Genomic DNA, 11,299 nt, shown 5'->3' with positions numbered 1-11,299 from the left:
CCTCCCACCTTTGTTAATCGTCCGGCGTTGAGGATAGCATCGATCGATCGCACCAGATCCGATACATCAACAATTAGAATCGGCGAGCCATCTCCCATTATAGATGTGGCACTAATATCAGGTACTTTGCCCAAACGCGGATCGAGTGGTCGAACCACTAAATCGCGCTCACCTAAAAACTTGTCCACCACCAAACCATAGGGATTAGATTGATCGCTGATCACCACCACAGACAGCGAACCTGGATTAGAGGATGGTTCAGGTAATTCTAGAACTTGATGGGCAGCGATTAAACCAATATTTTGTTGATTCATCGTAAAGTATTGGCGATTTTCCACCTCCGAAATGTGCGATCGCTCCACAGTAACAATCTGATCGATGCGAGCCAGGGGCACCGCATACGGCTTGCCAGAAACTTCCACCAACAACGTGCGAACCACCGACAGCGTTAGCGGCAGTTGAAAGTGGAAACTCATTCCTTTGCCCGGTTGCGATATAGCACGCACCGTTCCGCCTACTTCCTGTGCCATACTTTTAGCAATATCCAGACCCACACCTCTTCCAGAGATTTCCGTTACCTGTTTAGCGGTGGAGAATCCAGGTAAAAACAGAAACTCCATCAATTCAGCATCCGTAAGCTGGGCTGCCATTTCCGAAGTTGCCAGGTTTTTGTTAATCACCTTTTGGCGCAACTGCTCTGGATTGATACCTCGCCCATCGTCGGAAATGGTAATTGCTAGCATTCCACCTCGATGAAATGCCTCCAGTCGAATCATACCCACCGCCGATTTTCCAACAGCAGTCCGTTCGTCTGGTAGTTCAATTCCGTGATCCGTTGCATTTCGCAAGATATGAGTCAGGGGAGCTTCCAGCTTTTTGAGAATGTCGCGATCGACCGGCGTTGCCTTACCTACAATTTCTAACCTAACTTGCTTATTCAACTTGCGTCCCAAGTCGCGGATCATGCGCGGAAAGCCTTGTACGCCATCCACAAAGGGACGCATATGCGAGGTAATGACTTCCCGGTAGAGGCGATCGGACAGATTAGCAGTCCGTTGGGCATATAGCTCCAGTTCCCCCAAGCGCTCGCCCAGAAAGTCTAGACACTCTTGTTCTTGGTTTCTTGCTGTTTCTAGATACTCCTTTCCTTCTGGCTGATAGGCACCGTGTTCAAGGCTATCCTGCAACTGTTCTAGCGTTCTGGAAATTTCGACCATCCGCCGTTTCAGGGACATCATGGAGTCTGCGTAGGGTTGCAGCCAGTTGGCTTCAATCAGTGACTCACCTGCGAGCCCCATAATTCGATTTAAGTTCTCAGCACTGACTCGCACTACGCGATCTTGAGTAGCCGCGTGTTCTGATTCTGAAGAGGAAGATTTACCCCGCTCTGGACTTTCCTGCACCATCACGTCTGATGGCGATGATTCAGCTTGATCGATCGCGATCGCGGTATATGAAGATGTGGACTGAATGCTAGATTGGTTGGAAATTTCTAGGGATGATTCGGAAACTGTAGAAGCGACTGAAACACGGGACTGAGAAACTATATTTTCCTCTTCTCCATCTCTAACTCTCGCGCGATCGAGTTTGGGTGCAGATTCTGGGGTCAAAATAGCAGCGATCGCCCCTCTTGTTATTTCAAATTCGGCATTATGTTCTGCTAACCAACTGGCTAATTCTACATCGCTTACTTGACCTATACCTTCGAGCAAATCCACACCTTGAAGCAGCACATCGACACAATCGGGATTCAGTACCACTGTCTTGTTCTGTGCTGCCACAAAACAGTCCTCCATCACATGAGCTATATTGACTAACGCATCGAGCCCAACAATGCGAGCAGCCCCCTTAATCGAGTGGGCTGCTCGCATTAATGTTTCCAATGCCTGCGTCGATTGAGAATTGCTTTCCAATGCCAGCAATCCCTCATTCAAGATAGCAACCTGTGCTTCTGCTTCCAGGCGAAATAAGTCCATCATGGAGTCATCGCCAGTCAGCGTCGCTGTTACATCTGGGGGTGCTGTAGGGGTTGTTTTTGTAGTATCCAGTGCCGCTGACACAACTGGGGGTGCTGTAGGCGTTGTTTTTGTAGTATCCGCTGCCACTGTTACATTTGGGGGTACTGTAGGCGTTGTTGTGATAGTTGGGTTGGAGGAAATGGCGATCGCCCTTTCTTCGTGTCCTGCGTTATCAGAAGGGATAAGTTCAGAAGGGACAACTAAAGTTGTCTTCGGTACAGACTCAGAAGATGTTGTCTCCTGACTAAATGAAGACACATCAGTACCCACTTCGTTCGCCTGAACTGAAGGAACAGCCATCATGTTAACTTCAGAGGACAAGACGATCGAAATAGCTTTTTGGGTCGTTGCCAAATCCCAGGAATGCTCCCTCATCCACCGCTCCTGCTCCTCCTCTGTCACTTTGCTCATACCCAAAAGTAAATCACCCGCATGAAGTAAGACATCAATTTGCTCATCACCTAGGGTAACGGTCTTGTTCTGAGCGGTAATCAAACACTCCTTAATGAGTTGTGCCAGATGGGAAATCGCCTCCATCTTTACAATTCGAGCAGTTCCCCATACCGAGTGGGCTGCCTGAATTGCTTGCCCAAGTTCGAGCATAGAGAATGGTTGCGTTTTGAGTATAGGAAGCACTTCCTTGAGGATGGTGACCTGAGTTTCAACTTCCTGACGAAATAGCTCCAACTTCGAGTGATCGCTCATAATCCGCTCCGTGTTCTGCTACAAAATTTTGTGATTGAGGGTGTAGAACAACAATTCAGAATCGAGATAATTGACTTGATTGCCATGCCAATGAATAATTCCCTGGGTGTAAGCCTCAGTGGCTTTAGTAATCACAATAGGGGCATCTCGTAATTCATTTAGGTGGAAGCGGTAAACTCCATGAACTTCATCAACCGGAAAGACCCACTTATCGTTTCCCTGCCCTGCCATTATCATTCGTTTGGCATTGGCGGATGTGACAGTGGAGGAAGTCTCCTTAGCCGATTCTAAATTCAACAAATGACTCAGGGAAGCACAAAGCAACGTTTCCCCGCGAATGTTCACCAGTCCCAAAAATAACTCGTTGCTGCGATGGGGCAGGGGTTGAATGACACAAGGAGGGGTCACTTCTTGCAGAATTCGGACTGGAAGAGCTAATCGCTCATTCCCAAGTCGAAAGATCATGACCGAAATAGCATCCGCTGTGTGGATGACTATTTCATCGCCTTCTACATCCTCGTGGTCTACGGGTGTTTCTGCCAGAATATTGAGCCACTCATCTAAGTAATTCAGTGGTGGTTCGCGTTCTAGCAAACTATCGCCAGCTTCTGCATAAACTGGGCATTCATAGCAATGTATCACAGTTGCTAATTGACCGCATGAGCGATCGCCCATGACCCCAATTTGATTCCAGCAGTCATTCAGGGAGCTTTCTACAGTCAATGGTTCACTCCAAGGGTTAGTCATAACTAATTTGGTTGTTAAGTAAATCCACCTAATTAAACGTAATGTCGGGCTAAATGTCGGGCTAAAAAGTTTGCTGTATAAGCATTCTTCACCTCGATATTCTTCCTCATTCCTTCTATAGCGGTTCTCAAGCGTTGTGATGTATGGGGGCGAGTCCAATGCCTATGCCCCATGCCCGATGCCCCATGCCCCATGCCCGATGCCCCATGCCCCATGCCCCATGCCCCATGCCCGATGCCCCATGCCCCATGCCCGATGCCCCATGCCCCATGCCCCATGCCCCATGCCCCATGCCCCATGCCCAATGAGTACCTCATGTTACTGAGAAAGGCTATAGTTAACCATCTTTACCGATAAGTCTTAGACCGGGATATCTCTTTCCGTAATCCTTGGGCTGCATCATCCAGTTGTTCCAAGGCACTATTCGTTTCACGTAAAGCATCCACTGTTTGATGAGAAGCTTGACCGAGTTGCTCCATTGCCTCGCTAATTTGCTGCGCCCCCTCCGATTGGTCTTCAATGCTTTGACTGACTTGTTCAAATCGAGGTGGCAAACTCTGTACTTGAGTGATGACTTTCGCAACTTGGTCGCTAATCTTGCTGACTCGATCTACACTATTGTTCACCGAGTTGTTGAATTTATCCATTTCCATCACACCAACCGTAACCGCCGATTGCATATCTTTTACGATTTGCTCAATTTCGAGCGTAGCGACTGCCGTCTGATTGGCAAGTCGTCGAATTTCTCGCGCAACAACCGCAAAACCCGCACCATATTCTCCCGCTTTTTCTGCTTCGATAGCTGCATTCAGTGACAGGAGGCTGGTTTGGTCTGAGACCTTTGTGATTGTGGTCACAACATTGCTGATGTTTCCGGCTTTTTTATTCATCACTCCTAGTTTGGAGGAGATAGAAGTCGTTGCCTCCGCCAGTTGCCTCATGACATTTTCCATCTCGGCGAGTTCATCCTGACTGTCGTTTGCAGAGATGGCGGTTGTTTGAGCCATCCCAGCAACTTGTTCCATTGTCTTTACCAAAGTTCTGGAGGTTGCAGCAATTTCCTGTGCAGTGGCGGTGACTTCATTGGTGGAAGCAAGTTGTTCAGCAACAGTGGCCTCTAATTCTTTACCAGATGCTGCAATTTGAGTTGCAGAGGTTGTAATTTGCACCACTGACTGTTGCAAGCTCTGAATCAGCGCATTACTGAGAAATCGTCCTAAAAGAATTGCAACCCCAGGGCCGAGCAGCATAGCAACAATTGTCCAAAACTGTGATTGGCTAATAGCTTGAGTGGCATTTTTTTCGGCTAGAGTAGCAGTGTCTTCATTAATTCTCAGTGCTTCTAGAATCGCTGCTGTTGCAGTATCAAAGGAGGCACGATTGGTCTTGGCACGATTGCGTAGCTGCTCGAAAACACCAAGGGCTTTTCGAGTATTGGCTATTTCTAGAGGATTAATTGGTCTCTGACCAATTAACTCCACCTCTCTGGCATAGGGATGCAGAATTCCTAAACTTTCAAATTGCTGGTTTAGTTTGAGAAAATCTTCATGATCGTTTTTCCATCTATCCCAGTTACTCTGAAGGTTTTTATAGTTTCTATTCTCTTCTTCCGTTCGAGGAGTGGCTTCATACTGCTTAAACCCTTCCTCGATTTGATTCCAAGCTTTTTTGATTCGCTCTAACTCAGCTTGTCGTTCCTGGGCGGTTAGTCCAGCAATCAATAAAGCTCGTTCTGACGATTCAATCTGGGTTTGGCCTTCGTTGACTTTCCACAATCCAACCAGGCTCGGCAAACTATTATTGCTTAATGTATCGATGTTACCACTTAAGCGCAACGTAGAGATTAAGCCCACTAGCCCTACGATAAGAACCAATGCTCCCATGAAATTGAAAGCGGTCTTAATGCGACCTTGTAAAGATTGATCTTTGAACACGTTATTCACCATAAATACTGCCTCATTGTTATCCGCATAATTGGGTATTTTGCTGTATCTTCTGAACTCGCTGCTTAATAATTTCTGCACCCACAATATCGCCCCGATGTTCTTTCAAAAGAGATAGATGTATCAGGGCTTCGTAGCAGTTAGGATTAAGGTAAAGTGCTTTCTGAAAATATCGCTCAGCTTGAGCATTTTCAGTTTTTGCTTGATACAATGTACCCAGTAAAGTATAGGCTTCAACATTAGTAGAGTTGCCAGCCAAATATTCTTGGCAATGATTAATTGCCTTTTCTACTTGCCCGACATCCGCTAATTGTCTAGCCAGTTCCAGCCCCGAATGAGTTTTTGTGCTGCTGACTTTATCTGTTGATTGGATTGCTTTAGAAGGCAATTGAGAAGTAGACTGACGGGTAACGATCGCGGTAGATGAGGTATTGCCTGCTAGAGTTCGGGGCTGTTCTATCTGGGTTATGTGACTTTTGTTCAACGGTAAGCTTTGCTTTAATTCAGTAGATGCTGAAGTCTCTCTCAATGGCGACTGCAATTGAATGATATCAGATTTCCGGTACGCAAATGTAAAGGATTGTCGAATTGAAATAAAGGGATGGCTGGGAACTTTTCCGGTTTCAGCCGATCCGACGCAAAGTAATCCGTTTGGAAGTAACAAACGATCTAGGGTATTGAAGACTTGAGTACAGGCAGTGGGTTCCAAATAAATTAATAGATTGCGACAGAAGATAATGTTATACTTGGTTTCGGCATCAGAAAACACATCTAAAAGGTTGCCCTGGCGAAACTTAACGGTATTCCGAACGGGTGCAATGACTTCATAGCCGGCTACTGTTTGTTGAAAATAACGATCGCGCTCAATCCAGTCTTCGCCCCGAAATGAGTTTTTCCCATAAATGCCTCGCTGCGCTTTGGCGATCGCCTGTTTGCTAATATCGATCGCATCAATGCTGAACCGATTTACAGACAAGCCAGCCTCCAGTAGCGCGATCGCCATTGAATAAGGTTCTTCGCCACTGGAGCATGGTACGCTTAACAGACGCAGTTTGGTCGAACCTGATTTGTTTAACCATTCAGAGCGGACGTAGTTGATCAGGAAATCAAAGGGTTTGCGATCGCGAAAAAACCAGGTTTCTGGAACTACAATTTTTTCAATGAGTTCTTCTAATTCTTGGCGTGAGGTTTGTAAAACTTTGAAATAGGTATCAAAATCGGGTAAACCACAAGCTGTTTGACGAGTTTGGACGGCTTTGGCAATTTTGTGAGAGCCGATGATATTAGCGGCAATTCCAATTTTTTGACTTAACAAGGTTTCAATTTTTGCTAGGCTCATCAGTATTGGGCGCTCCTGCTGCTAAATAAAGGTGTCGTGCATCAGTGAATAGTTGCTCCAGATGAATCCGCTGAATCATGCCGTTTTGATCGAGAATCATTCCGCCTAAGTAAGGTGCTACGTTCATGCGAGCATCGGAATTTACTAATTCAGTTTCTGGCTTATCCAATGTCTTGATTACCCGTTCCGCCATCAATCCCAGGTATTGCAGCCTATTATCATTAGTGGAAGAGCTGACCATAATAATCCGCGTACTCAATTTAAAGCCGCTTGGTTTTCCCTGAATCAGATGGCAAAGGTCAATAACAGGTGCGATTTTACCTCGGTAGTTAAATAATCCTGCGACATACTCCGGTACATGATTCATCTTCCTGAGAGGAACTCTAGGTATTACTTCTACCACGCGAGAACTCTCGATGGCATAGGAATCTTTTCCAATATAGAAGAGTAACATTAACATGGTAAGACCTCTTGCTTCCTCAAATAGTAGGTAAAAATACAGAAGTTTTGAAGTTAAAAATTACACATAAAACTGTTTAAAGTCGGCTAAGTTTTTGACTGTAGTCGGGAGCATATCACTTGTGCAGCCCAGCTAGAAATTGGAGTTTGGAGACACGAGACAGGAGGCAAGAGTCAGAAAGAAGGAGCCCGAAGAACTGTTTTTACAAATATGAGATGCTCCTTGTAGTAACCAATATAGTCAATATTAATTGTTACACTCATTCCCTAGGAATGTCAAGGATATTCTGGACATTTTGACCACAAATAATGGTGAGCTCGTTCTCAACACCTGTCTTTTCAATTATACTACTTATGTAATGCTCCAACTTGAAGAATGTAATCAATGCTTCAAGTGGTGTATCTTCGGCGGTAGGAGTCCTTGAATCAATCTCTTGAATCGTTGTCGGATTTAAATATTGAAAGACCTGATAAGTCAGAACTTCAATTGCATCTGCTGGCAAATGTTCAATCTCACGGGCATATCGAGTCAGCCGTGACTTGGCAAAGCTGATTTGGAAGCGAGCACGCCTCAGAAGGCGCTGCCGGATATTCTCATAAAGTTCTGGATTTTCCGAAGCCAAAGTTTTATGATTTAATAAGATGGGAATGACATCGGGATTTTCTTCTAAGAACAAAAGACTACCTTCTCGCTCATAGGCGGCTACTCCTTCCATTCCCAATGCTCCAATATCTGCTAAGGCAATAATTATCGCTAGAGGTGATAGAGGTTTGCTGGAGTCATAAAGAGCAGGTTGATAAATCGCTTGCTCGGATGGTTCGTATATGCAAATGGTGGCTTCGATGGCGTCTTGAATAATCAATAAGTCTGCATCCGAGAACCGTGCAAGACTATTCAGATTTTGTTCGCATTGCTGTTGATTTAGGATGTTAATGTATTCAAACAACTTTTCAATTGTTGCTGCCTCACTTACACCCATCTCGCGTCGTCTGGACTTGTGAGGTTGGGTTTCAGGAACAAAAAGTTGCAGCATATCATGGGCAGTTGCACAAATATCTAGTAGAAGTTGCATTCGTGCCATATAATCTGGCGCAGCATTGTCCTTTAGGGATGTTTCCCAATGAGGACGGATTGCTTGAAAAATAATGTTCGCTCGGTGCTGTACGTTATTAATATGCTCGCGGGTGTGATAGTAAAGCTGCTTTTGAGCAATTTCTCGATCGAACTCCTCAAGAGCTAAGTTTGTGAGTTTAGCAATCGCCGACGCAAAGGTAATGGGAGTCCGTTCTAAGTTTTCTTCAGAGTGGTGTGGTGATTTAAAATTTTGAGAATTTAACGAACTCATGTCAGGTCAACTCCAAAACTAAGTTGGCAAAAATAAATTTATTAACAGCTATCATCTATTGAATTCCGGTCCACTCGCGTAAGAACGGTAGCAAAAAGGTAATCGGCGCTTGTTCTTCCACCTTTACCCGCAACGCTGTTGTAGTTCCCGGTGTCAACTTCATATCTGGTCCCTTCGACGATGACCACTGGTAGCCGCTGACATTACTGGGTTCTGATATTAACTCTGCAATCACCTCCACCTTGGCGGTTTTTTCGGTAAGCCTATCTGCCAGTTCAGCATTACCTAATTTTGAAGCTGCTCTGGTCGATGTAACAGGATAGGCAGACACGGATTTCACCATTGCGACAATACCTCCAAATCGCTCCCGCTTGACCGTATCCGGTGTAATTTGAATTTTCATTCCGGGCTTGATCCGCTTACCATTTTTCACATCAAAGTAGGCGATGCTAGTCAGATGAACTTTTCCTTGCTCTTGAGTTTGCAGAGCACCGAAGCGCATACCCGGACTGACAACTTGTCCAACTACAATACTGACTTCTAGAATGCAACCTTCTTGGGGACTTTGAATTAAGCTCCGCTCCTTAATTTGCTGTTCTAGTTGGGCAACAGCGCGAGAGCTCTCCGCAATTTCGTTTTCTCGATCGTTAGATGCTTTTAAATTGTCTTGTTCTAAGCGTTTGCTGCGGGTGTTTAACTCTTGTAGCTGAGATTGAATTTCTGAGATTTGACTGCGATTTTCTCTAAAAGAATTTTCAACTATAATCTCCTGGCTATTAAGTTGCTGCAATTGAGCTTGAATGTCAGAAATTTGGTTGAGATTCTCTCGAAAAGATTTATCAATCCCTACTTCTTTACTGCTTAATTCTTTTAACTGAGTTTGAATACTAGAAATTTGAGTACGGTTTTCTCGATAATCATTTTCCGCCTCCAAAACTGTATCCTGTGATATCGCGCCTTCAGTTAGAAGAGCCTTTCGACCGTCTAACCTCTTTTTGAGCACTGGATTTATCTTAGAAACATCCTGAAGACTTTCCTCAAGGGAAAGACGCTGCTGTTTAATAGCACTTAACTCTCGTTCTTTAGAAACAGACGCTAATGCCTGCGTATTCTGAAACCTTTGTTGCAGAGTTTGGCGTTGCTGCCCAATAGTAGCTAAAGCTCGCTCCTTGAGAACCCCAGACATGGCTTGAACATCTTGCAACCGTTGGGTCAGATTTGCTCTCATTGCTGCAATCTCTTCTTGCTCCAGTTGGGTACGCTGCTTTTGGAGTGAATTAGTTTTGATATTTTGTACAATTAATTGCTGGCGTTTAGCTTGTTGTAGTTTCAGTTGTTCCTGTAACTCGGTGGGTTTAATCGTCGCTATAATTTCTCCTTTTTTGACGCATTGATTATCTTTAATGAGTAAAGATTCTAACTGTCCGGCAATCGGTGATTGTAATTCTACAACTCGTTGCGGTGAAATCAATACTCCTTGTCCTGTCACAGTGATAGGAATTCTACCAACCACGCTCCAAACTAGCGCCATCACCATAAATCCCCCCACAGCTATAGCTGGGATAAAGTCTTTGGTTTTGACCACTTGCATGAGTTGGTCAAGGCGTTCTGGGGAAGCAACAGATTCTAGAGATTGCTGTTGCTCTGGGGTATCATTTATATCTGAAGCAGTCATAACAATTAATTCCTTTGTAGCCGATTCATCATCCACTTAAACCGAGTACCTGCCAGGAGGGTTGGTTCTAGCACGTCGAGAGGAATTTCATCTTCATACTCAATGTCCTCGGCTAGTTGTTGGTCTTGGCTGTAAGCTTTTTGACCAAAACCACGTTGTATTAAGCCTTCACGCAACCGATCGATTAACACCAGAGAAATGGCGCGATAAAAGCGAGTTGCAAATCCGCGATCGCGTTGTATTTTCTCTCTTAGCATCTGTTGCGGTACGGCTAATACCACTGAATTCTCCGCACATTTAATACTTGCAGAGGCGTTCCCTGCTTCTACAAAAGACATCTCACCGACAATTTCTCCACTCGCCCGTCGTGCCAATTCTTTTTCCACTGGTTTTCCCTCTACCATCATGGAAAATATTACTGCCAAATTGCCTTGTAACAAAAAGTACAAGGCTTCTACGGGCTGATCTTGTTGAATTAACGAGGTTCCAGCGGGCGCATTTTGTTTTTTGCCACGAGTTACCATCCAGTCGATATCATTGTCATTCAGGATGGCAAAGAGAAATAGGACTTTTCGCAATGCTTGTCCTGGGACGATTTTGTTCTGCGCTAGTAATTTAGAGACACTTCGTAGGCGGGAGGATAAGATGGCAGTCAGTTCTTGGTAAAGTCTAGCCCCAAAATCTGGATCTCGCTCCATCTTTATTTGTAACTGCCGTTTAGATAAAGCTAATACCAGAGAGGGTTCTACGGTTTTGACAGTGGCGGAGGGGAGGCGATCGTCTATGAAGGACATCTCGCCAACTACTTCACCTTTACTGCAACGAGCAATTTCTTGATCGTCTTCGGAATTGTTCTGCGAAATTAAGACTGCTACAGTACCGTCGAGGATGAAGTAAATTGAGTCTGAGTGCTGACCTTCTTGAATCAGCACTGTATCAACCGGCATTTCTTTGTGAGTACCAGTTTGAGCCATCCACTCTATATCGGGTGGTTCGAGAACTTTTAAGTTGTTGAGTTGGGTAAGTACAGGTGGCATGGTTGAAACTAATGAGAGGGCGGTTTTGTT

9 protein-coding genes are annotated in these 11,299 nt (G+C 44.9%); all 9 read right to left on the bottom strand.

Annotated features, from left to right (window positions below; all coding sequences use genetic code 11):
* On the bottom strand, window positions 1-2,723 hold a 2,723-nt coding region (locus tag QT990_RS06125), incomplete at its 3' end, for a chemotaxis protein CheA (RefSeq protein ID WP_333465038.1).
* 18 nt (window positions 2,724-2,741) lie between these two features.
* Window positions 2,742-3,470, bottom strand: coding sequence for a chemotaxis protein CheW (locus tag QT990_RS06120; RefSeq protein ID WP_333308833.1), 729 nt, complete (start codon window positions 3,468-3,470; stop codon window positions 2,742-2,744).
* A 32-nt stretch (window positions 3,471-3,502) separates the two neighbouring features.
* Window positions 3,503-3,787 (bottom strand): hypothetical protein, encoded by a 285-nt coding sequence (locus QT990_RS06115; protein WP_333308835.1) that lies wholly within the window; start codon window positions 3,785-3,787, stop codon window positions 3,503-3,505.
* Between the two features lie 30 nt (window positions 3,788-3,817).
* Window positions 3,818-5,416: a methyl-accepting chemotaxis protein gene (locus QT990_RS06110; RefSeq protein ID WP_333465037.1), complete on the bottom strand. Its 1,599-nt coding sequence runs from the start codon at window positions 5,414-5,416 to the stop codon at window positions 3,818-3,820.
* Window positions 5,417-5,432: 16 nt separating this feature from the next.
* Window positions 5,433-6,752 (bottom strand): CheR family methyltransferase, encoded by a 1,320-nt coding sequence (locus QT990_RS06105; protein WP_333465036.1) that lies wholly within the window; start codon window positions 6,750-6,752, stop codon window positions 5,433-5,435.
* Window positions 6,733-7,212, bottom strand: coding sequence for a chemotaxis protein CheW (locus QT990_RS06100; protein WP_333139145.1), 480 nt, complete (start codon window positions 7,210-7,212; stop codon window positions 6,733-6,735). Before QT990_RS06100 ends, QT990_RS06105 begins: the two co-directional genes overlap by 20 nt.
* 259 nt (window positions 7,213-7,471) lie before the next feature.
* Window positions 7,472-8,557, bottom strand: coding sequence for a hypothetical protein (locus QT990_RS06095; RefSeq protein WP_333308841.1), 1,086 nt, complete (start codon window positions 8,555-8,557; stop codon window positions 7,472-7,474).
* Between the two features lie 55 nt (window positions 8,558-8,612).
* Window positions 8,613-10,232, bottom strand: coding sequence for an NHLP bacteriocin system secretion protein (locus tag QT990_RS06090; RefSeq protein WP_333465035.1), 1,620 nt, complete (start codon window positions 10,230-10,232; stop codon window positions 8,613-8,615).
* A 5-nt stretch (window positions 10,233-10,237) separates the two neighbouring features.
* Window positions 10,238-11,299, bottom strand: a 1,062-nt coding sequence (locus QT990_RS06085; RefSeq protein WP_333465034.1) for a cyclic nucleotide-binding domain-containing protein, incomplete at its 5' end; no start/stop codon positions are given.

The sequence above is a fragment of the Microcoleus sp. T3_B1 genome, assembly GCF_036700445.1.
Taxonomy (GTDB): Bacteria; Cyanobacteriota; Cyanobacteriia; order Cyanobacteriales; family Microcoleaceae; genus Microcoleus.
The sequence above is the reverse complement of the archived record's forward strand: the minus strand, read 5'-3'. Positions and strand labels throughout refer to the sequence as shown.

Excerpts from the sequence above, each read along its gene's own strand:
- QT990_RS06090 (WP_333465035.1), bottom strand. The coding sequence starts at position 10,232 with ATGACTGCTTCAGATATAAATGATACCCCAGAGCAACAGCAATCTCTA.
- QT990_RS06115 (WP_333308835.1), bottom strand. The coding sequence starts at position 3,787 with ATGAGGTACTCATTGGGCATGGGGCATGGGGCATGGGGCATGGGGCAT.
- QT990_RS06100 (WP_333139145.1), bottom strand. The coding sequence starts at position 7,212 with ATGTTAATGTTACTCTTCTATATTGGAAAAGATTCCTATGCCATCGAG.
- QT990_RS06095 (WP_333308841.1), bottom strand. The coding sequence starts at position 8,557 with ATGAGTTCGTTAAATTCTCAAAATTTTAAATCACCACACCACTCTGAA.
- QT990_RS06110 (WP_333465037.1), bottom strand. The coding sequence starts at position 5,416 with ATGGTGAATAACGTGTTCAAAGATCAATCTTTACAAGGTCGCATTAAG.
- QT990_RS06120 (WP_333308833.1), bottom strand. The coding sequence starts at position 3,470 with ATGACTAACCCTTGGAGTGAACCATTGACTGTAGAAAGCTCCCTGAAT.
- QT990_RS06105 (WP_333465036.1), bottom strand. The coding sequence starts at position 6,752 with ATGAGCCTAGCAAAAATTGAAACCTTGTTAAGTCAAAAAATTGGAATT.